The sequence below is a fragment of the Streptomyces mirabilis genome, assembly GCF_039503195.1.
GTDB lineage: Bacteria > Actinomycetota > Actinomycetes > Streptomycetales > Streptomycetaceae > Streptomyces > Streptomyces mirabilis_D.
Genome location: NZ_JBCJKP010000001.1, coordinates 10,633,557 through 10,657,070 on the forward strand (window position 1 = coordinate 10,633,557; position 23,514 = coordinate 10,657,070).

21 protein-coding genes and 4 pseudogenes are annotated in these 23,514 nt (G+C 67.2%); 15 read left to right on the top strand and 10 right to left on the bottom strand.

Translation table 11 applies throughout. From position 1 onward, the window contains the following. Nucleotides 1-121 precede the first annotated feature (121 nt). Nucleotides 122-970, bottom strand: a pseudogene (locus tag AAFF41_RS48535) (RNA-guided endonuclease InsQ/TnpB family protein); the annotation flags it as partial. Between the two features lie 135 nt (nt 971-1,105). On the opposite strand from AAFF41_RS48535, the gene AAFF41_RS48540 reads away from it, so the two are divergent. Both AAFF41_RS48540 and AAFF41_RS48545 read left to right on the top strand, forming a co-directional pair. Then, a complete protein-coding gene (locus AAFF41_RS48540; RefSeq protein ID WP_343326092.1) occupies nt 1,106-2,095 on the top strand; it encodes a 3-hydroxyacyl-CoA dehydrogenase NAD-binding domain-containing protein in 990 nt (329 codons plus the stop codon). Further along, entirely contained in the window at nt 2,092-2,997 is a 906-nt protein-coding gene (locus tag AAFF41_RS48545) for a 3-hydroxyacyl-CoA dehydrogenase (RefSeq protein ID WP_343326093.1), read from the top strand. Before AAFF41_RS48540 ends, AAFF41_RS48545 begins: the two co-directional genes overlap by 4 nt. Nucleotides 2,998-3,212: 215 nt before the next feature. Here AAFF41_RS48545 and AAFF41_RS48550 read toward each other — a convergent pair whose 3' ends face one another. Beyond that, complete coding sequence (locus tag AAFF41_RS48550) at nt 3,213-3,665, bottom strand: iron chaperone (protein WP_319753792.1); 453 nt, start codon at nt 3,663-3,665, stop codon at nt 3,213-3,215. A 181-nt stretch (nt 3,666-3,846) separates the two neighbouring features. On the opposite strand from AAFF41_RS48550, the gene AAFF41_RS48555 reads away from it, so the two are divergent. Together AAFF41_RS48555 and AAFF41_RS48560 are read left to right on the top strand one after the other, a co-directional pair. Beyond that, complete coding sequence (locus AAFF41_RS48555; protein ID WP_319753793.1) at nt 3,847-4,455, top strand: TetR/AcrR family transcriptional regulator; 609 nt, start codon at nt 3,847-3,849, stop codon at nt 4,453-4,455. Nucleotides 4,456-4,457: 2 nt separating this feature from the next. After that, nucleotides 4,458-4,599, top strand: a pseudogene (locus AAFF41_RS48560) (IS5/IS1182 family transposase); the annotation flags it as partial. A 94-nt stretch (nt 4,600-4,693) separates the two neighbouring features. Here the strand turns inward: AAFF41_RS48560 and AAFF41_RS48565 are convergent. Further along, nucleotides 4,694-5,275 carry an NADPH-dependent FMN reductase gene (locus AAFF41_RS48565; protein WP_319753794.1) on the bottom strand — a complete coding sequence of 194 codons (582 nt, stop codon included), beginning with the start codon at nt 5,273-5,275 and terminating at the stop codon, nt 4,694-4,696. Between AAFF41_RS48565 and AAFF41_RS48570 the strand changes: the two genes are divergently transcribed. Next, complete coding sequence (locus tag AAFF41_RS48570; protein ID WP_343326094.1) at nt 5,253-5,459, top strand: hypothetical protein; 207 nt, start codon at nt 5,253-5,255, stop codon at nt 5,457-5,459. The two genes, AAFF41_RS48565 and AAFF41_RS48570, sit on opposite strands and share 23 nt — an antisense overlap. A gap of 10 nt (nt 5,460-5,469) precedes the next feature. Here the strand turns inward: AAFF41_RS48570 and AAFF41_RS48575 are convergent, their stop codons facing one another. Together AAFF41_RS48575 and AAFF41_RS48580 are read right to left on the bottom strand one after the other, a co-directional pair. Continuing rightward, nucleotides 5,470-6,393, bottom strand: a complete 924-nt coding sequence (locus AAFF41_RS48575; RefSeq protein ID WP_343326095.1) for an RNA polymerase sigma-70 factor — start codon at nt 6,391-6,393, stop codon at nt 5,470-5,472. Further along, the gene (locus AAFF41_RS48580) at nt 6,390-7,322 is read right to left on the bottom strand and encodes an NAD-dependent epimerase/dehydratase family protein (RefSeq protein WP_388417251.1); all 933 of its coding nucleotides are present in this window, start codon (nt 7,320-7,322) and stop codon (nt 6,390-6,392) included. The genes AAFF41_RS48575 and AAFF41_RS48580 overlap by 4 nt, the downstream gene beginning before the upstream one ends. A gap of 708 nt (nt 7,323-8,030) precedes the next feature. On the opposite strand from AAFF41_RS48580, the gene AAFF41_RS48585 reads away from it, so the two are divergent. Next, the gene (locus AAFF41_RS48585; RefSeq protein WP_319753798.1) at nt 8,031-8,294 is read left to right on the top strand and encodes a hypothetical protein; all 264 of its coding nucleotides are present in this window, start codon (nt 8,031-8,033) and stop codon (nt 8,292-8,294) included. A gap of 369 nt (nt 8,295-8,663) precedes the next feature. Continuing rightward, nucleotides 8,664-10,067 (top strand): SLAC1 family transporter, encoded by a 1,404-nt coding sequence (locus AAFF41_RS48590; RefSeq protein ID WP_319753799.1) that lies wholly within the window; start codon nt 8,664-8,666, stop codon nt 10,065-10,067. Nucleotides 10,068-10,321: 254 nt separating this feature from the next. Here the strand turns inward: AAFF41_RS48590 and AAFF41_RS48595 are convergent, their stop codons facing one another. Further along, nucleotides 10,322-10,795, bottom strand: a complete 474-nt coding sequence (locus tag AAFF41_RS48595; protein WP_343326096.1) for a DUF6884 domain-containing protein — start codon at nt 10,793-10,795, stop codon at nt 10,322-10,324. Between the two features lie 1,374 nt (nt 10,796-12,169). Here AAFF41_RS48595 and AAFF41_RS48600 point away from each other — a divergent pair. Then, nucleotides 12,170-12,817 carry a cysteine hydrolase family protein gene (locus tag AAFF41_RS48600; protein ID WP_266593859.1) on the top strand — a complete coding sequence of 216 codons (648 nt, stop codon included), beginning with the start codon at nt 12,170-12,172 and terminating at the stop codon, nt 12,815-12,817. Nucleotides 12,818-13,166: 349 nt separating this feature from the next. Here the strand turns inward: AAFF41_RS48600 and AAFF41_RS48605 are convergent. After that, a pseudogene (locus AAFF41_RS48605) lies at nt 13,167-14,356 on the bottom strand (IS3 family transposase). 267 nt (nt 14,357-14,623) lie between these two features. Here AAFF41_RS48605 and AAFF41_RS48610 point away from each other — a divergent pair. From AAFF41_RS48610 to AAFF41_RS48625, 4 genes and pseudogenes are all read left to right on the top strand, one after another. Beyond that, nucleotides 14,624-16,069, top strand: coding sequence for an aldehyde dehydrogenase family protein (locus AAFF41_RS48610; RefSeq protein ID WP_343326097.1), 1,446 nt, complete (start codon nt 14,624-14,626; stop codon nt 16,067-16,069). Further along, the gene (locus AAFF41_RS48615) at nt 16,038-16,514 is read left to right on the top strand and encodes a transposase (protein ID WP_343326098.1); all 477 of its coding nucleotides are present in this window, start codon (nt 16,038-16,040) and stop codon (nt 16,512-16,514) included. Before AAFF41_RS48610 ends, AAFF41_RS48615 begins: the two co-directional genes overlap by 32 nt. A 57-nt stretch (nt 16,515-16,571) precedes the next feature. After that, on the top strand, nt 16,572-17,255 hold the full coding sequence (locus AAFF41_RS48620) for an IS3 family transposase (RefSeq protein WP_343326469.1): 684 nt from the start codon (nt 16,572-16,574) through the stop codon (nt 17,253-17,255). A 7-nt stretch (nt 17,256-17,262) separates the two neighbouring features. Further along, a pseudogene (locus AAFF41_RS48625) lies at nt 17,263-17,580 on the top strand (transposase); the annotation flags it as partial. Between the two features lie 161 nt (nt 17,581-17,741). On the opposite strand, the gene AAFF41_RS48630 reads toward AAFF41_RS48625, so the two are convergent. Further along, entirely contained in the window at nt 17,742-18,491 is a 750-nt protein-coding gene (locus AAFF41_RS48630; protein WP_319753993.1) for a glucose 1-dehydrogenase, read from the bottom strand. Nucleotides 18,492-18,750: 259 nt separating this feature from the next. Beyond that, nucleotides 18,751-18,888, bottom strand: coding sequence for a hypothetical protein (locus AAFF41_RS48635; RefSeq protein ID WP_319753992.1), 138 nt, complete (start codon nt 18,886-18,888; stop codon nt 18,751-18,753). Between AAFF41_RS48635 and AAFF41_RS48640 the strand changes: the two genes are divergently transcribed. Beyond that, the gene (locus AAFF41_RS48640) at nt 18,887-19,474 is read left to right on the top strand and encodes a TetR/AcrR family transcriptional regulator (protein ID WP_319753991.1); all 588 of its coding nucleotides are present in this window, start codon (nt 18,887-18,889) and stop codon (nt 19,472-19,474) included. The two genes, AAFF41_RS48635 and AAFF41_RS48640, sit on opposite strands and share 2 nt — an antisense overlap. Nucleotides 19,475-20,081: 607 nt before the next feature. Beyond that, the gene (locus AAFF41_RS48645) at nt 20,082-20,525 is read left to right on the top strand and encodes a VOC family protein (protein ID WP_319753990.1); all 444 of its coding nucleotides are present in this window, start codon (nt 20,082-20,084) and stop codon (nt 20,523-20,525) included. A gap of 258 nt (nt 20,526-20,783) precedes the next feature. On the opposite strand, the gene AAFF41_RS48650 is transcribed toward AAFF41_RS48645, so the two are convergent. Then, entirely contained in the window at nt 20,784-21,611 is an 828-nt protein-coding gene (locus AAFF41_RS48650; RefSeq protein ID WP_319753989.1) for an alpha/beta fold hydrolase, read from the bottom strand. Nucleotides 21,612-21,946: 335 nt separating this feature from the next. On the opposite strand from AAFF41_RS48650, the gene AAFF41_RS48655 reads away from it, so the two are divergent. Beyond that, nucleotides 21,947-23,434, top strand: a complete 1,488-nt coding sequence (locus AAFF41_RS48655; protein ID WP_343326099.1) for an FAD-dependent monooxygenase — start codon at nt 21,947-21,949, stop codon at nt 23,432-23,434. Nucleotides 23,435-23,514 lie beyond the last annotated feature (80 nt).

Sequence of the window (23,514 nt, forward strand, 5' to 3'; positions counted from 1 at the left end):
GCCAGCACGCCGCGGCCGCTGATGCCAGCCACCTCTGCCGCTTTTCCACCGCAGCCCGTGTCCGATCTTCAGGAGCAGTGAACCAGTCTTGACTTCCTCCCCCTCGTAAACGAGGGGATTCCTACGGCTCACGCCGTGGGATTCTCTGCTTCGTCGCCGACTGCCCGTCCGCAGTACTCCGTTGAGGTCTTACACCACCTCCACAGACAGACACCGCCGGCCCGGCGGCCAGAAGGTTCTTCGCCGCGTTCACGTCCCGGTCGTGGACCGTTCCGCAGCCGCACGTCCAGGTGCGGACATGCAGCGGCACCCTGTCCTGCAAGGCACCGCAGTGGGAGCACAACTTGGAGGAGGGGAAGAAGCGGTCCACGACCACCACGTCCCGCCCGTACCAGGCGGCCTTGTACTCCAGAAGCCTCCGGAACTCTGCCCACGCGGCATCACTGATGGCGCCGGCGAGTTTCCGGTTCCTGACCATATTGCGCACGGTCAGGTCCTCGATCACGAGCGTTTGGTTCTCGCGCACGAGTCGAGTGGTCAGCTTGTGCAGGCCGTCCCTGCACCGGTCCGTGATCCGGGCGTGGATCCTGGCGACGTTGCGGCGTTCCTTCTCCCGGTTCGCGGAGCCCTTCTCCTTGCGGGCACAGTGGCGCTGTGCCGTGGCGAGGCGGGCGCGGTCGCGGCGTTCGTGCCGGGGGGTGGCGATCTTCTCACCGGTCGACAGGGCCAGCAGGTGGTTCAGGCCGACGTCGATCCCCACCGCCGCATCCGTGGCCGCGAGCGGTTTCACCGTCGGGTCGTCGCACAGCTTCGACACGAAGCAGCGGCCGGCCGCGTCCCGGGACACGGTCACGGTCGTCGGCACACGGCCCTCCGGCAGGGGGCGGGACCAGACGATGTCCAGCGGTCCGGCCATCTTCGCGAGCTTCAACCGGCCGTCACGAAACGTGAACGCCGAGCTGGTGCACTCCAACTTGCCACTGTCTGCGGGTAGTTGGTGGTGAACGGCGATCCGCCCCGGCGGCGGATCGTCTTTCCCTGCCCTGCTCCGCTGGAGTCCGATTGCTCTCCGCCCTGAAGGACGGAGTATCCACAGAGGGAACGGATGAATGCACACAAGCCCGTCCACCGCGGAGCGATCGTCGGTACCGGCACGATCGGTGCGAGTTGGGCGACGCACTATCTCGTCCGGGGCTTCGCCGTGACGGCGACGGACCCCGGCCCGACCGCGGAGGCGGCCCTGCGGTCGTATGGGGAGGCGGCATGGGACACGGCTGCTTCGATCGGGCTCGCGCCCGAGGCGTCGCCCGATCGCCTGAGCTTCACCACGGACATGCGTCACGCCGTCGCGGACGCCGACTTCGTACAGGAGAACGCGCCGGAGCGTCCGGAACTCAAGGTCAAGCTGTTCGCCGACATCGACGACGCCACGCCGCGGGACGCGATCATCGCGTCGAGTTCCTCGGGCATCACGATGAGCGTCATCCAGGCCGAATGCCGGCGTCCGGAGCGGACCGTCATCGGTCATCCCTTCAATCCGCCGCACGTCGTCCCGCTGGTCGAGGTCGTGGGCGGGACGAAGACCGCCCCGGAGACGATCCGGGACGTCATGTCGTTCTACGCCGCGATCGGCAAGAGACCGATTCACCTCAAGAAGGAGCTTCCCGGGCACGTCGCCAACCGTATCCAGGCCGCGCTGTACCGAGAGGTCGTGTACCTGGTCCAAGAGGGAGTGCTCGACGTGGCGGACTCCGACGACGCGGTGGTCTGGGGGCCGGGGCTCAGATGGGGCGTCATGGGTCCCCATCTGCTGTGGCACCTCGGCGGAGGAGAGGGTGGCATTCAGCACTTCATGGACACTCTTATGCCGCGGATGGTGGCGTCCTGGCAGGACCTGGGCACCCCCGAGTTCACGCCCGAGCTCAAGGAGAAGATCGTGGGCGGCGTCCTGGAGGAGGCGCACGGCGACTCGGTCGATGAGCTGGCCGCCCGACGCGACGCGATGCTGTCCGCCCTGCTGTCCGTGCGGGCCGAGCACGACCCGCTCGGCCCGCGGAGCGCCGCAACCGGTCGCCCGGAGAAGGGGGAATCGTGACGCGGCCCCAGGAAAGACTGTTCGTGCTCGAGGCCAGCAGCGGCGGTCGCCTGTTCTCCGTGAACCCCGACGGCTCCGACAAGAAGGTCATCGTCACCGGGTGCAGGATTCCCGACGGGATCGCCGTCGATGTCCGGGCCGGGCACATCTACTGGACGAACATGGGCCGTCCGCCGGAGAACGACGGCTCGATCGAACGCGTGGACCTGGACGGAGACAACCGGACGACGATCGTCCCGAGCGGTGGCACGCATACGCCGAAGCAACTCCACCTCGAGGCCGCCGGCCGGAAGCTGTACTGGGGTGATCGCGAAGGCATGCGCGTCATGCGCTGCGACCTCGACGGGCACAACGTGGAGACCCTCGTACAGACGGGGCAGGGAGAGGACGACCGGCGCGACGAGACCAACTGGTGCGTGGGAGTCGCCGTCGACCCGGTCGGCGGACACCTCTACTGGACACAGAAGGGCCCGAGCGACGCGGGACTCGGGAACATCCTGCGCGCCGGAATCGAGCTGCCCGCTGGGGAAAGTGCGGCCGAACGCGGCGACATCGAGGTGTTGTTCGACGGCCTGCCCGAGCCGATCGACCTGGAGCTCGACCTCACGCGGCGCTTGCTGTACTGGACGGATCGCGGCGACCCGCCGCGGGGCAACAGTGTGAACCGCTCGCCGGTGGACGCGCCGGAAGGGCAGCGGACCCCCGAGATCCTGCTGACCCACCTCATGGAAGGCATCGGTCTCGCCCTCGATCCGGAGGACGGCCGCATGTACGTGACCGACCTCGCCGGGAACGTCTACGCGGCGGACCTCGACGGATCGAACCAGAGCGAGATTCTCATCCTGCAGGGCAACCTCACCGGCATCGCCCGTGCCGTGCTGCCGACCGGAACGAACGGATAGGCCGTGTCTGACACATGATGCCCAAATCCCGCCCGGCGACCTCCGGGCGGACGGCGCTCCTAGCCAGAAAGGGCCGAACCAGTGAGTGGAACTCGACGCCTGCTGTGCTGCTCAGCCAGGCGCCTTGACGCCGTCAGTGAGGAGGCGCAGCAGACGCCGAATCAGTAGCGCCAGGCCGCCGAGCGCGCGAAAAGGCCGCAGGCCCCGGGCTAGGCTCAGCCCACCGCCTGCTTCACGAGCGCGCTGATCCGCGCCTCCACCTCGGATGTCACCTCGGTCAGGGCGAAACCGGCCGCCCACATCGTGCCCTCGTCCAGCTTCGCCTGGTCGCTGAACCCGAGCGTCGCGTAGCGCGCCTTGAACTTCGCCGCGCTCTGGAAGAAGCAGACGACCTTGCCGTCCAGCGCGTAGGCGGGCATCCCGTACCAGAGCTTCGGCGCGAGCACCGGGGCGTCGGCTGTGATGACGGCATGGACGCGTTCGGCCATGATCCGGTCCGACTCCTGCATCTCGGCGATCTTCGCGAGCACGTCCCGCTCCGCCTCCGCGGCCTTGTCCGCGCGCGAGCCGCGGCGCGCTGCTGTCTTCAGCTCTTGGGCGTGGTCCTTCATCGCGGCCCGTTCCTCGACCGTGAATCCCTCGCGCGTGCTGCTGTCGGTGCTGGTCATGACAGATCTTCCTTCGTCGATCCGATGGGGCGGGTGTTGATCTGATTCGGCGGGACTTTGGGCGTCAGTGGCGACACGCCGTCACCTCGGCATCGGCGCGCACCGTGCCGATCGATACAGAATGCTGCGCGCGGCCCTCGGCGTTGTCAACGGCACGATGCGTGCCGTTAGAGTTGGTGGCATGAGCGACACGCCCGCCACGCCACGCCGTCGAGGTGCCGTGCGCACCGAAGAGCTGCTGCGGGCAACCCTCGATCTGGCTGCGGAGGTCGGGTACGCGGGCCTGAGTATCGAGGCGGTCGGCCGACGGGCCGGGGTCGGAAAACACACGATCTACCGGCGCTGGCCGTCCAAGGCGGCGCTGCTGCTCGACGCGCTCAGTCACGTGTGGACCAGGGACCTGGACTACCGCGACACCGGGAACGTCCGAAGGGATCTGCGCGAACAGTTCCTACTGTCGAGCTTCGCCCTCTCCAGCCCGCCGATCGGCCCCATCTACCGCGCAGTCATCGCGGAAGCGCAGGCTGATTCCACGCTGCGGGCGACCCTGCACGAACGATTCCTGGCCACCGTCGAGCAGAGCACCCTCGAGCGGATCACCCGCGCCCAGCACACCGGTGAGCTGACCGCAGCAGCGAACCTGGAATTCGCCGCCGAGGTGCTGTGCGGCACCCTCTACTACCGCAGCCTGCTGTCGACCCGCCCCATTGACGAGGCCGCGATCGACGGACTGCTGGACATGTTCATGGCCGCCTACGGAACCACCGACCAGGGCCTGGCTGATCATTGAACTTGTTTGTACGTCGTGGAGAATTGACGGATGTGGCGTGAGATCGGACAGAGCCGCTGTCGCCGAGTTGTGAGCGGCGGGTGGTGTCTGTGGCGGGACCACCGTCAGGTGATCGACGGTGTGCTGTCACGTCTGCGGACGGGACCAAGGTCCCTATCGCCCGCGACGGTCTGGGCTTTCCTCATCGTTCGTACAGCGGATCCAACGTTGTAGAGGTTGGGGATAGGGTTTCGGCCGTTCAAGCAGCGGCTCGGGAAGCTGCGCGCAGTGGGCCGAGCGCCTGCGCCCACGCCAGCAGCTCGTCGACCAGCCCGTGCACCTCTGCCACGTGCAGCTCCTGCGGCCGGAAGTCGGCAAAGGCCTCGAAGTCCTCGCGCAGCGAAAGCGCCACCTGAGGCCCGATGTCCGCCATCCGCAACGGGCCCGCCTGCGCACGGAGCTTCTGCACCGCCATGACGGCGCCGAAGATGCCGTAGCCGACGTAACCGACCGGCTTGCCGCCCCACTCCGCGTAGAGGTAGTCGATGGCATTGGTCAGGGCGGCGGGCGGGGCGGTGTTGTACTCGGGCGTGACGACGATGAAGGCGTCGCACGATCCGATCCGCTCGGCCCATCGCTGTGTGTGCGGCAGCCGGCCCGGTGCCATGCGCGCCGGCACGGGCTCGTCGAGCAGCGGCAGCGCGTAGTCCTTCAGGTCCACGAGCTCGAAGTCCGCGGCGTCGCCTGCGTGTTCAACCGCCAGGTCCCGCACCCATTGGGCCACTTGGTCGCCGTTCCGGCCGGGGCGGGTGCTGCCGATGATGATGCCGATCCTGATCATGCCCGATTCTCCTCTTCTTGGTTTTGGTGCTGGTGCGCCGAACCTGTCGCTGCTCGGTTTCTGGTGGGGGCGCGACAAGCCGTTGCCGGTCGCCGCTTTTTGCCCGAGCGGTGTGTGGGCGGTGTCGGAGGCAGCTGACCGTCCGCAAGGGGAGCTTGTAGCCACTTCCTCGGCCGCGGCGTGAGCTCATCGGGTCAGTCCGCGTCCGGACGGACCCGTTGTGTTGCGCGCAGGACCGCCCAGGCGTCAGCCACGGGACCCATGTGCCCGAGCTTGTCGGGGTTGCTCACCGTGCGGATCGTCTGGATCCGTCCATCGAGGATGTCGAGTGTCCAGGTGTTGAGGACCTTGCCGTCCGGGTCGCGGAAGATCGCGCCCGGCTGGCCGTTCACCTGGTGCCGTTCCACGACGCCGCCGATCTGGATGAACGGCGGGAGGAGGGTGGCGAGCACCTGGGACACATGGTCGGCGCCGAAGAAACCCCTGGCCCACTGCGGGGCCTTGCCGCCGCCGTCCCCGACCAGCGACACGTCGCTGGCGAGCAGTTCTCGCAGCCCGTCGATGTTTCCCTCCCGCAAGGCGTCGAAGAACCGCTCGGCGAGCTTCTCGCGCTCCTTCCGGTCGGCCTCGAACCGGGGCCGGCCCGCGTCCATGTGGCGGCGTGCCCGCACCGCGAGCTGGCGGCACGCCGCCTCCGACCTGCCCACCGCCGAGGCGATGTCCGGGAAGCCGAAGGCGAACACCTCCCGCAGGACGAAGACCGCACGTTCCAGCGGGCTGAGCCGTTCCAGCAGCAACAGGGATGCCATCGACAGCGTGTCGGCGAGTTCCGCCGAGTGCTCCGGGTCCTCATAGGGGTCGGTGAGCAGTGGCTCGGGGAACCACGGCCCGACGTACTCCTCCCGCCGCCGGCGGGCCGAGCGCAGCACGTCGATCGAGATCCGGGTGACCACGGCCGAGAGGAACGCCTTTGTCGACGTGGGCCGGGTCGCGGAGAGCTCGTAGCGCAGCCAGGTCTCCTGGACCGCGTCCTCGGCCTCGCTCACGCTGCCCAGGATCCGGTAGGCGATCGAGAACAGCAGGGGCCGCAGCTGTTCGAACTCCTCGGTCCGGGTCACGCCAGCCCCTCCTTGAAGCCCTGCCGCCACGACGGATAGCGCGGCTCCCAGCCGAGCTCCCGTTTGGCCTTCGCGTTGGAGAAGCCGCGCCCCTCGGTCATCATCGTCACCACCACCTGTCCGGCCAGCAGCCGGGCCAGCCACGGGGGGATGCGCACCGGCCGTTTGGCTCCCGCGCACGCCGCGAGATGGGGCAGCCACTCGGCGGCCGGGGCCGGGTCGTCGTCGACGATGTTGAACACGCCCCTCGCTTTCTGCTCGACGGCCAGGACGGTGGCGCTCGCCGCGTCGTCGAGATGGATCCAGGAGGCATAGCCGGTGCCGTTGCCGACCAGCGGGAACTGCCGCTTGCGCACGAGTACGACCTGGTCGTCGGTGGCGCCGGGCCCGTAGAACGCGCCGTATCGCATCACCGCGCCGCCGGCGCCGGTGACGGCATCCTCGACGTGGCGCAACGCTGCCATCGCCGGGTGCGCGGGTGTTTTCTCGTGCAGGTCCAGCGGGTCCTCCTCGGTCTTCACCCAGCCGCCCTCGCGGATCCCGTTCCAGTTGGCGTAGCCCTGCGCGACGAAGTGCGGCACGCCGGTCGCCTCGGCGGCGGCCAGCAGGTGATCGGTTCCCTCGGTGCGCAGTCTGATGGTGGGCAGGGACCAGCGGTCGAAGTGCTTCAGGTCGGGCTTGCCGGCGTGAGCCATGCTGATCCCGGTCATCTGGTGCACGATCACGTCCGGGCGGGCGGCCGCCACCGCTTCGCCGACGGACATCGGGTCCAGTCCGTCCATCACGACGCCGTCCGCGCCCAGTTGCTCCACGAAGCCGAGCTTGGCCGTGCTTGTCGTCGTGGCCGTCACCCGGTGGCCACGAGCCACGAGCTGCGGTACCAGCCGCCGCCCCAGGACTCCACTCCCGCCTGCCACGAACACCCGCATGACCATCACCTTCCTGCTTTCGGAGTCTGTCTTCGACGATCTGAGACGAGACAGCCCCGCCGTTCTGTGACATCGGAGGGCGGGGGAGGGAAATGGCGGGGAGGAGGCCGCCGGTGCCGCCCGGGCACGGCCCGAGACGGGGGCGGGCCCGCCGTACGTAGGCCGGCCGTCAGGTCGTCATGATGGGCCCGGGCTGCCCACCCGGCGAACAGCCGAAGAGCCCGGCTGACAAGCACCGGCCAGGGCTCTTGCCTTCCCTGGCGAGACGGGCGTGCGCACGGTCGCGGCCTGTTCGTCATCGACGGCGCGGCGCCGGCGCCGTCAGGTACACCAAACGCATGGTGGTGACGCGGTCGCAGGCGATGGTGATCCCGATGAGGACACCGTGACTGGGGAAACACCCGGCCACAGCTCCTGGGGAATGACGTCGGTGTCGGCGAACGGGCGCCGGGATCCGTCGTTCCGGGAGTGCGGGCGCGTACGGAGTGCTCTAGCGTCGTATGAGCGAGGGTGGCCGATACCGGGCCGATCGGGTCTCGGAGGAAGCGCACACCACCCGCACGACAGGCACGGGACACCGCCTGCTCGACCCCTGTGGTGCTCGATCCCCGGGGGATTCCGTCTCTCGCGTTCGCTCGCCGCCGCCCCCGCCCGCGGTTCGGCGCGCCCAGGACCGCGTGATCCGCCCCAGAGAGCAGGTGCATCCTCATGCGTCGTTCGGCTTGTATTCCCTGTGTTCTCGCCGGCCTGGCCCTCGCCCTGGGCGGCACCGTCATCGCCGCACCAGCCGCTCACGCGGACATCGCGGCCTGCGAGAACCATGTCCGGGACCAGGGCACCGAGGTCACGGACGCGGTCCGGATGGCGTGTTACGTCGGTCTGGTGGGCGACCAGAGCGGCTGTGTCGGCGATCTGGGCCGGGCCGGGGTGGCGGACGCCGTCGCAGCCGAGGCGTGCCGCCAAGCCCCGTAGCAAGTCGCTGCCTCAAGGGAGAGGCCGAGTGCTCCGGAGACCTCCGCGGGCCCCGGGACGGACGGCGCCCGGTATCCGGGTGCTAGGAACCTCCGCCCATCTACGCAACAGGCTCCGTTCGGCCGTCGCCGCGCCGCCGGCCCTCGTCGTCGCCGCTGCCGACAACTGGTCAGTGCAACTGAACATGAGCCGCACTGCGAGCCATCAACGCGGCAGTCGCTGGACAATGACGAACTGTCAGGGGAGGGTGATTCTCACGGGTGCGCTGCGGGACTGCCGCACTGTGGTGGTCGCTCGATATGTGCTCCAAGCCCCTCGCATCTGGACATGACCGGCGGTGCCGCCTCAGCCCCGCCATAGGTTTGGGTCATGAATTCCTCCTCGTCCGCCCGTCCTTTGCCGCCTGCCGCAGAGACAACCACGCGTGCGGTATTCGGCCCCAGCTGGTTCGCGGCGGTCATGGGCACGGGCATCGTCGCCAACGCGGCGGTCACGCTTCCCCGGGGCTTTCCCGGGCTGCGGACTCTCGCCACGGTGGTCTGGTTGGGCGCCGCGCTGCTGCTGATCCTGCTGGCCGTCGGTTACCTCAGGCAGCGGGCGCTGCGGGTACACGCGGCTGATCCGGTGGCGGCCCAGTTCTTCGGCGCGCCGCCGGTGGCGCTGCTCACGGTGGGCGCCGGGGCGCTGGTGTTGGGTCGGCGGCTGATCGGGCTCGAGGCAGCGCTGCGTCTGGACTGGGCGCTCTGGTCACTCGGTACCGTGCTCGGTCTTGTCACGGCGTGCACGGTGCCGTATCTGATGGTCACCCGGCACCGCTTCGCGCCGGACTCGGCGTTCGGCGGCTGGCTGATGCCGGTGGTGCCGCCGATGGTCTCCGCCGCGACGGGCGCGCTGCTGGTGCCCCACGCACCGGCCGGGCAACTGCGGCTCGCCCTGCTGCTGGGGTGTTACGCGATGCTGGGGCTCGGCTTCGTCGCGGCGCTGCTCGTGCTGGCCATGATCTACGGGCGCCTGGTGCACCACGACATACCTGCCGCGACCGTGGTGCCCACGGTGTGGATCGGGCTGGGGGCGTTGGGCCAGTCGGTGACGGCGCTCGGCGCGCTGGCCGCTGCGGCGCCGAGCGCCTTGCCCGCGCCCTACGCGCGAGGCGCCGCGGTCGCCGCGTTGCTGGGGGGAGTGTCGGTATGGGGCTTCGCCATGCTGTGGCTGGCGCTCGCCGCGGGGCTGACCGCACGGACGGTCTGGGGCGGGCTGCCCTTCGCACCCACATGGTGGTCTTTCATCTTCCCGGTGGGCGCGTGTGTGACGGCCACGAGCGCTCTCGCCGCGCGGACCGGATCGCAGCTGTTCATATGGGCGGCTGTCGTGCTCTACGTGCTGGTGGTCGTTGCCTGGATGGTGGTGGTGAGCCGCTCCCTGCGCTACGCCGCCGGACACATGCGCCGCCGACCCGTCATCGAGCACGCGCGCCGTCGGCCCGCCGAGCCGGACGCGCGCCACGGCGTGGCGCCCGTGCTCAAGGGCACCGTCCGCAGCAGTGCCAGGGACGGCCGCCCGGTTTCCGAGGCCCGCGTCACCCTCCTGGACCCGGCGGGCGACGTCGTCGGCATCGCGCTCACCGCCGAGGACGGCTCGTACACCTTCACGGGTCTCGAAGCCGACCAGTACACCGTCGTCGCTGCGGGATACCCGGCTCGGGCGGCATCCCTCACCCTGGATGTGGCCGGCCAGGACGCCTTTGATCTGACGCTGGCACACGACGAGGGATGAACGGCTCCTGTCGCTGACGGGCCCGCTCCGGGCGTTCGGAGGGGGCCCGCCTGGCATTCGCGTGCATGGGCGCAGCAGGGGGGGCGAGGTCGTCCGTCCGCGCCGCGTACCTGCTCGCCGGCAGGAGGCACCATGGCCACCGGGACGCCACCCCGCTGCCCTGCTCTGCGCACGTGCGCAGAGCAGGGCAGCGGCGGCGAGGATACGCGGTTGCCGGGCGCGGCCGGGCCGCCTTCCCACAGCGGCCTGCGGTGTCACATCAGCTGCTGCTCGTGCCCCTTGCGCAGCACGGCGAGCCTGGCCATTTGCTCACCCATGCCGCGTGTCCCGGCCAATGGCGCCTGGGCGTGCGGCCAGATGGTGCGGACGAGGCCGACATGCCGTGTGCCGCCGAGAGCCACAACGGGGTCGAGGAGCACGATGTCGCGCACCGTGGCCTGTTTCAGTAGGGCTTGGACCGTGATGGCGTCGGCAGCGCCATGAGGTGTGTCGTACGGGTCGATGACGTCGTCGGGGTCGAGCAGGCCGTAGCGCGCGGAGAGGATGAGCAGCCGGTCGGGCCGCAGCGCATCAGCCGCCCTGCGGCACGCACGGTGATAGGAGCCGACGTACAGGTCTGCCGCTCGTGCGCGCCGGCCCAGTTTGCGGCTGCCGCACGGGAAGGCGCGCGGGTTCCAGGAATCCTGGGCGTCTGGCCGAGGGAACCCGTATGCGAGCCCGCGAATCATAAGGTCTCGCATACGGGTTGGCGGCGGATCAACCGTCACCGGTGCGTCCAGGTGAACGGGACAAGGCCCGAAGCCTGTGCCATGGCTAGCCGGGCGGCTTACTGATCGTTTGGCCCGGCCCTCCGGCAGAAGGCCGGAAGCGGGCCGCGGCGGGGGTGGGCAGGGCCGAGCGCATCGCCAGGAGGTTGACGGCCTCGGGATTGGTAAGCGTCGATAATCCTGAGCGCTGTATTGGGCAGTCGGACGCGATTGATCTTCACGAACCGTGACAGTGAAATGTGGTGGGGCGTGCGTGGGCCGTGCTCATAGGATGCGCAGGAACTGCATTGATCACCTGCGGGGGACGTGTTGAGAGAGTTGGCCTGCGTCGCGCCAGAGGTCCGGGACCGGCTCGTCGTTCGGTTCGGATGTGCTCGGTTGGTGTGACGAGTTGGCGGCCCTCCTCCATGAGCTCGCTGCCCGTTGGGATCTAGATCTTGTTGCGGCGAGCGGTGGAGGCACCTCGCGGGTGTTCCGCTGCCTGCAGCGTGACACAGATGCCTCGATGTGGCTGAAGCTCACGCCCCAGCCCTTGACCGCGCGTGAGGAGGCCGAAGCCCTGCGAGCCTGGGCAGATACGCCGTCGGTTGTCACTCTGCTGGCAGTGGACCTCGCAGCCGGGGCTCTGCTGCTGGAGAACGTGGAACCTGGAGTGCCAGTGCGGCAACTCGTTTGGAATCTGTCCTAGGTCGCGGCCCTGCTGCGAGATCTGCGGGCCTCACCTCCCGTGCCAGGGGAGCACTCGGTACTGCGGCCTCTCTCGCGCCGGATCGACTTCCTGTTCGACTTGACTGAACGCAGGTTGGCGGCGGCCCGCGCGAGGGGCCTGGCTGCCCGGGCGGTGCTTGGTCAAGGGGGGGCGGCAGAAACGGATCAGTCCTCGCTCCGGTAGCCGTGGCAGAGATCAGGCGCCTACTGGACACCCTCCTGCCGCATCCCCGTCCCCACCACGACTGACATCTCCACGCCCAAAAATGGTCCCCCGGCGCAGGTGCCACCAAGCCAAAGCCTGCCGCCGCTGCCACTACCGAAGAAGAAGCAGCTCAGGACCAGGAGTCTGACTGGAGTACCAGATCTAGTATCCCCCTACCCCACGGCCGTTCACGCCTCCGGATGGCTGCAGCGACCGAGGTGGCTCACCGATGCAGAAGGTCCCGCGATGGGGCAAAGTGGACGGAGAGCCGAATAGCCGGGACAGCGCCTCCTCGGGGCACGCGCTCCAAGGTGCACGTGAAAAAACCACTAGTGACCGGACCGGAATGCGCTCCGGAAGGGCATCCGCTGCACCAATGCCCATCAGACCAGTGGCCTGTTAATCGCAGGAGGAGCGGGCAAGTGGAATTCAATAAGACCGACACGGCGCTCGTGTTCATTGATCCACAGAACGACGTGCTGAGCGAGGACGGAGCGAACTGGGACGTGGTGGGGGCGAGCGTCACAGAAAACAGGACCGTCGAGAATATGGAGAGAATCTTCGAGGTAGCGAAGGCGGCCGGATACGAGGTCTTCATCTCGCCCCATTACTTCTACCCGACCGACAACGGTTGGCGAATGAACGGTCCGCTGGAGACAAACGAACTGGAGACACATACCTTCGCACGGGCGGGACAGCTCGATCTGGCAGGATTCCGGAACTCCGGGGCGGACTGGCTGGAGCGCTTCAAACCCTATATCGAGGACGGCAGAACGGTGGTCGCGAGTCCGCACAAGGTATTCGGGCCGGAAACCAACGACCTGGTACTACAATTGCGCAAGCGAAAAATTCAAGGAATTATTCTTGGTGGGATGTTGGCGAACATGTGCGTTGAGTCCCATATGCGCCACCTCATCGAGGAGGGATTTGAAGTCGCCGTGGTCAGGGATGCAACAGCTGGACCCCGACACCCGGTCTGGGGCGACGGTTATCAGGCGGCCATGATCAACTACCGCTTCTTCGCCCATGCTTTGCTGTCGACGGACGAACTGGTCGACCTGATGCACTGAGGGGGGTCGCCGCCCGGTAAAACAGCCCTCACGCCCCATCCGATAAGCACGCCTCAACCAGCACCGGCAGTCAGCGGCCCATTGCGCGGGAAGCGCTGTGGGAACACGCATCGTCCCTTCGTGGCCGGCTCCCGGAACGACGCGTCGGTGGCAACCACGGTACGGACCACCGACAAGCGGGTTTCAGGTCGGCACAGTTAGGGGATACTGTGGAAATTCGAAATATCGTGGAGTTCGCCGGTCGAGCCGTTGATGCCGCGGGCGTAGCCGTCATAGTCGTGGGCATGCTCTTGGCGACCGTCCTCGCTGTTATCAGGATCAGTTGCCGACAGGCGGATGTGTACCGCGGCTATCGCCGTCGTGTCGGGCGGTCTATCTTGCTAGGGCTGGAGTTCCTCGTCTCTTGTTTGGAGAGTAGTCCGTACTCGATCGGGGTGCGGTAGCCCAGTGCTGAGTGGCGCCGCTGTCGGTTGTGGAAGACCTCGATGTACTCGAAGATCGCGTTCGCCAACTCGACCCGGGTCTTCCACCGTTTGCGGTCCAACAGCTCGATCTGCATCCAGGACCAGAACGACTCCATCATCGCGTTGTCCAGGCCGTCTCCGACCGTGCCGAACGATGGCAGGAGCCCGGCGGAGCGGATCCTTTCCCCGAAGACCCACGAGGTGAACTGGGTGCCGTGGTCGGCGTGCACTGTCGCGCCTGGTTCGGGGCGCCGGTTGCGGAGGGCCATGTCTCACGCGTTGACCACGAGGGTGGAGCCCTGTCTGGAGTCGATCGACCAGCCCACGATCTTGCGGCTGAACGCGTCCAGGACCGCCGCGCAGTACACCCAGCCTTCTCTGGTGCGGTGTTGCGTGATGTCGGTGACCCACAGCTCGTTGGGACGCAGCCGATGGAACTTCCGGTTGACCAGGTCATCGGCGGTGACGACACCCCGCAGGCGCTTGATCCGCACCGGTCCGGGCAGTCCGTGGATCCCGGCCTGTGTCATCAGCTCCGACACGGTCCTCGAGCACACCTGGATGCCCATGCCCAGGGTGAGCTCGGCGTGGACGCGGCGGTAGCCGTAGGTGCCGCGTGAGGCGACGTGGACCTCCCGGATCAGCCCGGTCAGCCACTCCCGTCGCAGCTGCCGCGGTGTGGTCGGGGTGCGCTTGTGTTTGTAGTAGTTCTGCCGGGCGACCCCGAGGATCCGGCAGCATCGGTCGACCGGTGCCCCGGCATCGACGAGGCGGTCGATCACCGGGTAGAGCCTTTTGGGGCCGGCTTGTCCTCGCCGAGGAACCTGGCGGCCTTGCGGACGATCTCGAGCTCGGTTTCCAGCTCGCGGATTCGTCGCCGCGCTGCACGCAGCTCTGCGGACTCCTCCGAGACCCTGCCAGGGCGCCGTCCGTTGTCGATGTCGTCCTGGCGCAACCACTTCGGCCACGTGACCGGATGGATGCCGAGGTCAACGGCGGTCTGTTTCTGTTCTTTTCCTGCCCGCACCAACGCGATGGCGCGGGCGCGGAACTCAGCGGGGTAAGCGCGGGGCATGTCCGGCAGCCTTTCGTGAAGGCCGTCAGTTAGCCAGCAGAACTGGAACCTGAGAGGTGGGGCAGGTCAGGTTGTCACCCGATCGTGCGGCAGACCCGAGTTTTCGGTCGAGGGATGGGCGATCGCACTCAAGGCTACCTTCGGGCATGCGCGTGCATGCGATCACTACACCACGTACAAGTCGTCCGTCACCTCGGCGGTCCTACGGTGTAACGGTTGGCGGATGAACGTCAGCGCACCTTCAGACGTAAAGGGCCATGACCGGACATGATTTCCACCCGCGCTTTCTGGCTCGCCGGCCGTCCGGCCAGCGGCGAGACGACCTTGGCTGTTACCTCCCCCTGGACCGGTCAGCTCATCGGAGAGGTCAGTGTGCCCACCGATGAGCAGGTGGAGGAGGGGGTGGCGGCGGCGTATGCCGTTCGCGATGAGTTCGCGGCTACTCCCGCATATGTTCGTGCCGCCGCGCTCGACCACGTGAGCAAGCGCCTTATGGAGCGCAGCGAGGAGATCGCGCAGCTCATCTCCGCGGAGAACGGAAAGCCGATCAAGTGGGCTCGCGTAGAGGTCGGCCGTGCGGTGTCCGTGTTCCGGTTCGCCGCGGAGGAAGCCCGCCGCTTCAATAGCGGTGAGGCTCAGCGGCTCGACACTGACGCCGGCGGCCAGGGCCGACTGGCGCTCACCCGCCGCTTCCCGAAGGGCGTTGTGCTGGGGATCACGCCGTTCAACTTCCCGCTGAACCAGTGTGCCCACAAAGTCGCCCCGGCTATCGCGGCCGGCGCCCCGATCATCCTGAAGCCGGCGCCCGATACTCCGCTCTCGGGTCTGATCATCGGTGACCTCCTTGCCGAGACCGAACTGCCGGCCGGTTCATGGAGCATCCTGCCGGTCGCCAATGACCGGATGCCGGGGCTGGTGCAGGACGAGCGCCTGCCCGTCATCTCGTTCACAGGCTCCGAGAGGGTCGGGTACGCCATCATGGACTCCGTTCCCAGAAAGCACTGCACGTTGGAGCTCGGCGGGAACGGTGCTGCCGTGGTGTTGGCCGACTTTACGAGCGACGAGGATCTTGACCGGGCCGCCGCGCGCATCGCTACGTTCTCCAACTACCAGGGCGGACAGTCCTGTATCTCTGTGCAGCGTGTGATAGCTGACGCCGCGGTGTACGATCGCCTGTTGCCGCGTATCGTCGCAGCCGTCAAATCTCAGGTCACCGGGGACCCTTCGAATGACAGAACTGATGTGGGTCCGCTTGTCAGTGAGGACGCAGCGTGCCGCGTCGAGTCATGGGTCGACGAAGCCGTCGGTTCCGGGGCCACGCTGTATACGGGCGGCAAGCGGGAGGGCGCCTCGTACACGCCTACGGTCCTCGCGGATGTTCCAGCAGACACGACCCTGGCCTGCGAGGAGGTCTTCGGGCCAGTTCTGACGGTACTCAAGGTGTCCAGCGAGGCCGAGGCTTTCGCGGCCGTGAACGACTCCAAGTACGGGCTGCAGACAGGGGTGTTCACACGCAACCTGCAGGCTGCCTTCCGGGCACATCGGGCTCTGGAAGTCGGCGGAGTCGTGATCGGCGACGTGCCCTCCTATCGCGCCGACCAGATGCCCTACGGCGGGGTCAAGCAGTCTGGTGTCGGCCGTGAAGGAGTGAAGTTCGCCATGGCGGACTACACCTATGAGCGTGTGCTGGTCCTCACCGATCTTTCGTTGTAGTAGGGCGCCCACAGCCCTCCGGGAGCCGCGTCCTCGGCGCTCGTTCACGCCGGAGTTCAAGGCTGAGATCGTCGAGCTGTGCCGACGCGGTGACCGCTCGGTCGGTCAGGTCGCCAAGTATTTCGACCTGACCGAGACCGCGGTGCGCGACTGGGTCCGGCAGGCGGAGGTCGATGCCGGCGAGCGTGACGGCCTGACCAGCAGCGAACGTGAGGAACTGGCCCAGTTGCGGCGGGAGAACCGCCGCCTGCGGGAGGACGTGGAGATCCTCAAGCGGGCCGGCTTTCTTCGCGAAGGAGACCCGGTGACGGTGCACCCGTTCATCGAGGCGGAGAAACAGGGAGGTCACAGCGTCAAACGCGCATGTGAACTGCTCAAGGTCTCCCGTGCCGCGTCCGCCGCGCCGGTACCCCCGGTCCCCGGGCCGTGCAGGACGCGGAGCTGACCGAGCAGATCACACCGCGGTCCACGCCCGGTCCCGGGGCACCTATGGGCCCCGCGCATCCACGCCGTCCTCAAGCGTGCGGGGACGCGCTGTGGCCGCAGACGCATCGCCCGGTTGATGCGGGCCGCCGGGCTCGTCGGCCGGCACCGCAGACGACGACACCGCACCACGATCCCCGACCCACACGCGGCCACCCGCCCGGACCTGGTCCTGCGCGACTTCCGACCCGACCCGACCGCGGTCGACATCCGCTGGTGCGGCGACATCACCTACATCCCCACCGACGAGGGCTGGCTCTACCTGGCCACCGTCATCGACATCGCCTCCCGCCGGGTGGTCGGCTGGACCACTGCCGACCACCTGCGTACCGAACTGGTCCCCGACGCACTGCGAGCCGCCTGCCACCAGCGTCGCCCCGCAGGTTCCGTGATCTTCCACTCCGACCGCGGCTGCCAATACACCAGCCGTGAACTCGCCTTGCTGTCAAACCAGTTGGGTGGCCGGCTATCCGTCGGCCGCACCGGCCAGTGCTGGGACAACGCGCTGGCCGAGTCGTTCTTCGCCGCCCTGAACAACGAGCTGATCGGCACCCAGCCCTGGCCCAGCAGGTCCGCCGCCCACACCGCGATCTTTGAGTGGATCGAAAGCTGGTACAACTTGGACCGACTCCACAGCAGCCTCGACTACCGCAGCCCCGCCGACTGCGAGGCCGCACATACCACGTTCTCGGCGTCGGGGTAGTCCACGGCTGGTGATGGACAACCTCAACACCCACGGCGTCGCCTCACTGTACGAGGCGTTCGAACCGGAAGACGCCTTCGCCCTGGCTCAGCGCCTCGAGATCCACCACACGCCCAAACACGGGTCATGGCTCAACGTCGCCGAGACCGATCTCTCCGCGCTGACCAGACAATGTCTCGACCGCCGGATCGGCGACCTCGACACACTCAACACCGAACTCTCAGCCTGGCAGAACGCCACCAACACCGACCAGCGTCAGGTGGACTGGCAATTCACCACCCACGATGCACGCATCAAACTGCGCCACCTCTATCCCAAACATTAGCCGCGACAGTCCACTAGCCTCGATCTTGCATGAGGGCCCGTCAGCTTGCTGACGGGCCCTCATGCAAGATCGAGGCTAGGTTCGGTGTGACTACCGGTGTGATCGCGACGCGGCGACTGACGTCTTCGCCGGGACAGGCACAGCGCATCCTCTTGCGGCGATCAGATCTGGTTGAGTCCGCCATCCACGAAAAGCTCGGATCCGGTGACGAAGCTGCTCTCATTGCTGGCGAGGAACAGTGCGGCAGCAGCGGCCTCGTCCGGGTGCCCCATGCGGCCCAGCGGAATCTGGCTGGCGAAGGCGTCCCTCATCTGTGCGGCCTGGTCGGCGTCGGCAGCCAGGCCGGTGATGCCCGGGGTGACGATCGGGCCGGGGACCAGGGTGTTCACCCGGATCGCGCGGCCGCTCAGTTCGTTGGCCCAGGTGCGCGAGAAGGAACGGACCGCGGCCTTGGACGCGGCGTACACGCCAAAGGCGGCGCCGCCTGAGGTTGCGGCAGTCGATCCGGTCAGGATCACCGAGGCGCCGTCGTTGAGCAGCGGAATGGCCTTCTGAACAGTGAAGAGCATTCCCCGTACGTTGATGTTGAAGGTGGCGTCGAAGTGCTCCTCGGTGACCTGCTCAAGAGCAGCGAACTGACCGCCGCCCGCGTTGGCGAACAGTACGTCGATGGGCCGGCCTCGCTCGGCGACAGCCGCGTAGAGGCGGTCGATGTCCGCGAGATCAGCGACGTCGCCCCTGACAGCGGTGGCTTCGCCGCCGATCTCGGCCAGCGCGGCGTCGAGGGCCTTCTGCCGGCGGCCGGTGATGAACACGTGGGCGCCTTCACGTGCGAATCGCTTGGCGGTGGCCAGTCCGATTCCGCTGTTGCCTCCGGTGATGACTGCCGTCTTCCCGTCAAGCTGTCCCATGATCGTTTACCCCTGTCCGGTGCGAACGCCAGAAGTCGTGCACCAAGTGTCACTGCGGTTTTACAGCCCGAACCGGACGGCTCCGAGCCCAGTTATGGACTATACGGTAAAGAACCTTGTTATGGACCGCACGGACAAAAACGTGACCGCGGGCACGCTGTCGAGGCGCGACAGGGCGGCCGGCGCAGGCCTGTCCGCGAGGGCGCCGGGAAAACCCCTGACGGAGGGCCATGCGTTGCACGCCCCCTATCGCCCGGCCTCACCCTGCACGGCGGCCCTGCGCGGCGGCGACCAGGGGAACGCCCAGGTCCTCCCGCGTCACCGCGAGCAGCCGGGCCTGTGCTGCGTGCCCGACGATCTGGACCGGCAGGTCAAGAAGAACGTATGCTGTTGTCATGGGACGACCGCGGAATTTCGATGACAACCAGGTACTGGAGTCTGCGCGCGAGCAGTTCTGGAATCAGGGATACGCGGCTACATCACTGCAGAACCTGACGGACGCCACCGGACTGGGCAAGGGAAGTCTGTACGGCGCCTTCGGCGACAAGCGGCAGCTGTTCTTGCACGTACTGGACGGCTATCGCGAGGAACAGCTGAACGGCGTCCGGGCGGTCCTCACCGGGCCCGGGACGCCCTTCGAACGCCTGACCCTGCTCGTTGAGGGGGTGGCCAAGGGATTCAAGGAGGACCCGCAGCGCCGCGGCTGTCTTCTGGTCAACAGTACGTCCGAGCTGCACAGCAACGATCCGGATGTGGTCTCCCGAGCCCGGACCACCTATCAAGCGGTCGAAGATCTTCTGATCTCCTGCGTAAAGGAAGCCCAGGACGACGGGACGGTCGAACCGAGCGCGGACGCCCAGGAGCTCGGGCGACTGCTCCTCGCTGTCATGCAGGGCATCGAGTTTCTCGCCAAGACCGACATGGACGGCTCAGCTCTGATGCAGATAGGCCAAGCCGCCCTCAAGCAGTTGTCCCGGCACTGACCATCCTGCGGGTCGGCATCGTCCACAGGTGATATGCCGACAAACAGCGATCCGGGTGGGCCCGCCTGGGATCGGCACGCGAGCGTCCAGCACACCTGCCCTTCGTACGTTCCAACGAGTGGCCCGGCCGCCCGCCCCAGCACAGTTGCCGACCCGCCCCTTTCGTCATGCCCTTGAGTGGGCCCTCTTCGGCCGTGCGGCTGCGCCATCGACTGCGCCTCACCGCGGGCCGGACGACGCTCTGGCAGCCGACGGCGCCGGACCGTTTCACGCGAGCGCTGCGGGCGAGCTCTACAGATCCCCGCACAGGACCTTGGTTCGCGGCTCCCATTCGCATGCCGACGGCGCGGCGAGCGCTCAAATAGTGCATTGATCGACTGGCTTCGCAACGCATTTGAAGGAGACATAGGTTCTTGACTGTACGGTCCATAAACTCTACCTTTGTACTGCGACCCGCGGATTCGCTACTGCAAGGGGACGTCGGGTCGGCGGTAGACAGGTACAGACTGTTCCGCTGCACGGCAGGGAAACGCCGGGGCGGGACTGTGCGAGTGTCTCGCGTGCCCCTCCGCAAACGACTGCACACGCCCAACGAAAAGTGATCACCATGACCACCCCTCCCCAGCCGCTCTTCACCTACACCCTCCACAATGTGACGATTTCCGTCAGTGACCTCGACGCGTCGATCCAGTGGTGGAACCGGGTGTTCGGCCTCACCCTGCTGGCGAAGTCCCGCTTCGACGCCATCGGAGCGGACGTTGCCTTCTTGGAGGGGCCCGGTTTCCGGCTGGAGCTCCTTCAGCCCGCAAACGGTGTGCGGATCCCTGAACTGACGGCAGAGCCCCCCGCCCACATCCGCCCGATCGGCAACAAGGCCCTGGTCTTCCGTGTCGAGGACCTCGACAGCGTGACCCGCACCTTCCGTGATCTGGGGGTGACGACCGTCTGGGAGCAGATGGACCTCGGCGACGGCAGTATCTCGACCGCGATCCGTGACAACGACGGAAATCTCATCAACGTCTTCCAGCAAGGCGCAAGCCCGGTCGGCTGACACGGCGAACCGATCAACCTGGCCGCCGAGCCAGATTCAGCCGCTCCGGCGTAGTTGTCCGGGACATGGTTGGCGCCGCCGACCGCCGCCGCTGCCTAACGCACGTTTGCGGCGGCCGGCCGGCGAAGGCCCTTTGCGCATGCGGCCAACGCGCGGTCTGCCAGGCGATGAGCCGGCCATCCCGGGCGGCCAATCCGCAGCGCCGATTCCCAGCAGTTCCAGAGGCAGTGCTGCCGTTCACCGGGGTGCGAGCCGTCGCTAACTCCGCGCGAACTCAAGCAGGTCTTTGTTGAAGATCTCGGCGTACTTGGGCACCATCGCAAGGCCGTGGGGCGCGCCCTCGTAGACCTTATACTGCGCGCCCTTGACGATCTTGGATGATTTGGCGCCCGCGGAGACGATGGGCACGATCTGGTCGTCGTCGCCATGCACGATCAGTGTCGGCACATCGACCTTCTTCAGGTCCTCGGTCGTGTCCGTCTCGGAGAACGCCTTGATGCAGTCGTAGGCGCCCTTGATGCCGACTGTCATGCTCCAGAGCCAGAACTCGTCACGCGTTCCCTGGGACACGGTCGAGCCCTCACGGTTGGCACCGTAGAACGGGGCACTGAGGTCCTTGTAGTACTGCGAGCGGTCCGTGAGCACACCCTGGCGGATCTCGTCGAACACCTCGATCGGCAGGCCCTCAGGGTTGGCTTCCGTCTTCAGCATCAGCGGCGGGATCGCGCCGAGCAGGACCAGCTTGGCGACCCGTGCCGTGCCGTGCCGGCCGATGTAGCGGGTGACTTCGCCGCCGCCGGTGGAGTGCCCGACCAGAATGACGTCGTGCAGGTCTTCGGATTCGATGACCGCGGCCAGGTCGTCGGCGTACGTGTCGAGGTTGTTGCCGTCCCAGGGCTGACCGGAGCGGCCGCCACCGCGCCGGTCGTGAGCGATGGCGCGGAATCCGTTGTCCACCATGAGCTTCATCTGGGGGTCCCAGGCGTCGGCGGTGAGCGGCCAGCCGTGGGAGAAGAGCACGGGCTGGCCCGAGCCCCAGTCCTTGTAGAAGATCTGCGTGCCGTCCTCGGCGGTGGCGAAGGGCATGGTTGCGCTCCTCTCGATGTCCGCTCGCGGGCCCCTTACGTCACGCCCTCCGGGGATGTGACGCGAAAGCGGCGCCGCATGAGGTCAACATTAATTGCGGGGCAGCGATTCAGCGCGTCTGGAACCACCGCTTCGGTACGAGTGGGACGGTCGTTGCCTGACAGGCGAGGAAGTGGTCTGCCTCGTACGGTGGTCCTTGCGGTCAGGAGATTCACCGGTTACGCCACCCCCGGGCACAGTCACCCACCCGCCCTGAACATCACCACCGGTGGCGGGCGGCAGCCAGGTGATCACGGGTCGTTACTACTCGTTCTGTGACACGCGGAGGGCAGGACATGGGATCCGACGTTGACGTGCTGGTCGTCGGTGCTGGTCCAGCGGGGTTGCTGCTCGCAGGTGACCTGGCCGAGGCCGGAGTGCGCTGCACCGTCGTGGAACGGCGAGAAGGGGAATCCCAGCTGACACGCGCATTCGCCGTTCACGCCCGAACGATGGAGCAACTGGACGCCCGCGGCCTGGCCGACGACCTGCTGCTGACCGGCCTCCGCAACCCGATCTTGCAATTTCTGCGGATCGATCTGTCGCACCTGCCGACCCGTTACCCCCACGTGCTCGTGACGCCCCAGTACAACACCGAGCGACTGCTCCTGTCCCGCGCCCTGACACACGGCGTGAACATCATGCGGGCCCACGAAGTGACTGGCGTCCAGCAAGACCCGAGCGGTGTCGACGTCACCGTGAAGACACCAGCCGGTACTGAACACAGCCTGCGCGCAGACTTCGTCGTCGGCGCAGACGGACGAAACAGCTGCGTGCGCCAGTCCCTCGGCCTCCCATTCCCCGGCCGCTCCGCCGTTCGCTCCATGATGCTCGCAGACGTCCGGATGGCTGATCCGCCGAAGAAGCCGCCCACCGTGGCAGCGACCGGAGACGCCTTCGCCATTGTCGTCCCGTTCGGCGACGGCTGGTTCAGGGTCATGGCCTGGAATCGCCACCACCCCATGCCCGACAACGCATCGGTCGATCTGGAAGAAATCAAAGACGTCGCCCGCCAGGCGCTCGGCAGCGACTTCGGCATGCACGACCCTCGCTGGCTCTCCAGATTCCACAGCGACGAACGCCAGTCACCCCGCTACCGAGTAGGCCGAGTATTCCTCGTCGGCGACGCCGCCCACGTCCATTCCCCGGCCGGCGGCATGGGCCTCAACACCAGCATCCAGGACTCCGCAAACCTGAGCTGGAAACTCGCAGCCGTTCAGCGTGGCCGCGCACCAGACACCCTGCTCGACACCTATCAGAACGAACGGCACCCGGTGGGACACCGGGTTCTGCGGATGAGCGGGGCACTGCTCCGCGGCGTCCTCACCACGCCACGGGCATTGTGCGGCCTCCGTGACTTGTCAGCGCGTACGGTGCTGCAAACCCCACCAGTGGCCCGACGACTGGCCATGGCGATCTCGGGAATCGACATTTCCTACGCCGTCGCGGTCGGCGCGCATCCCCTTGTCGGGAAGCGGGCACCTGACGTCCTCCTCAGCGACGGACGCAGACTCTACGAAGCCCTCCGTAAGCGACGGTTCGTCCTTGTCACACCGTCCGACACGGAGCGCTTCCCCTCACTGATCACAGAGTGGGCCGGCGAGGTGGAGATCGTATCCCCGAAGGGCGCTACCAAAAAGAGTGTTCTGGTCAGACCAGACGCCTATATCGCATGGGCCATCTCGGACGAGTCACCTGAACATCGCATCGACGCGGCCCGTCAAGCATTGACCGAATGGTGTGGCACACAGGGCTCCAGCTCTGTAGCCCCTTCACCCGACTAGGGTCTGTCGTCAAATGATCTTGAGTGGTGGATCATGGTCGGGTGATACGTCGCCGTGAACTGTCCGATGCCGAAGGGGAG

What these genes read in the sequence shown, in the direction of transcription:
- AAFF41_RS48655 (WP_343326099.1), top strand. Translation starts at nt 21,947, where the DNA reads ATGGGATCCGACGTTGACGTGCTGGTCGTCGGTGCTGGTCCAGCGGGG.
- AAFF41_RS48565 (WP_319753794.1), bottom strand. Translation starts at nt 5,275, where the DNA reads ATGATCAGGATCGGCATCATCATCGGCAGCACCCGCCCCGGCCGGAAC.
- AAFF41_RS48550 (WP_319753792.1), bottom strand. Translation starts at nt 3,665, where the DNA reads ATGACCAGCACCGACAGCAGCACGCGCGAGGGATTCACGGTCGAGGAA.
- AAFF41_RS48585 (WP_319753798.1), top strand. Translation starts at nt 8,031, where the DNA reads ATGCGTCGTTCGGCTTGTATTCCCTGTGTTCTCGCCGGCCTGGCCCTC.
- AAFF41_RS48645 (WP_319753990.1), top strand. Translation starts at nt 20,082, where the DNA reads ATGACCACCCCTCCCCAGCCGCTCTTCACCTACACCCTCCACAATGTG.
- AAFF41_RS48555 (WP_319753793.1), top strand. Translation starts at nt 3,847, where the DNA reads ATGAGCGACACGCCCGCCACGCCACGCCGTCGAGGTGCCGTGCGCACC.
- AAFF41_RS48640 (WP_319753991.1), top strand. Translation starts at nt 18,887, where the DNA reads ATGGGACGACCGCGGAATTTCGATGACAACCAGGTACTGGAGTCTGCG.
- AAFF41_RS48610 (WP_343326097.1), top strand. Translation starts at nt 14,624, where the DNA reads ATGATTTCCACCCGCGCTTTCTGGCTCGCCGGCCGTCCGGCCAGCGGC.
- AAFF41_RS48570 (WP_343326094.1), top strand. Translation starts at nt 5,253, where the DNA reads ATGATGATGCCGATCCTGATCATGCCCGATTCTCCTCTTCTTGGTTTT.
- AAFF41_RS48580 (WP_388417251.1), bottom strand. Translation starts at nt 7,322, where the DNA reads ATGCGGGTGTTCGTGGCAGGCGGGAGTGGAGTCCTGGGGCGGCGGCTG.
- AAFF41_RS48540 (WP_343326092.1), top strand. Translation starts at nt 1,106, where the DNA reads ATGAATGCACACAAGCCCGTCCACCGCGGAGCGATCGTCGGTACCGGC.
- AAFF41_RS48590 (WP_319753799.1), top strand. Translation starts at nt 8,664, where the DNA reads ATGAATTCCTCCTCGTCCGCCCGTCCTTTGCCGCCTGCCGCAGAGACA.
- AAFF41_RS48650 (WP_319753989.1), bottom strand. Translation starts at nt 21,611, where the DNA reads ATGCCCTTCGCCACCGCCGAGGACGGCACGCAGATCTTCTACAAGGAC.
- AAFF41_RS48595 (WP_343326096.1), bottom strand. Translation starts at nt 10,795, where the DNA reads ATGATTCGCGGGCTCGCATACGGGTTCCCTCGGCCAGACGCCCAGGAT.
- AAFF41_RS48635 (WP_319753992.1), bottom strand. Translation starts at nt 18,888, where the DNA reads ATGACAACAGCATACGTTCTTCTTGACCTGCCGGTCCAGATCGTCGGG.
- AAFF41_RS48630 (WP_319753993.1), bottom strand. Translation starts at nt 18,491, where the DNA reads ATGGGACAGCTTGACGGGAAGACGGCAGTCATCACCGGAGGCAACAGC.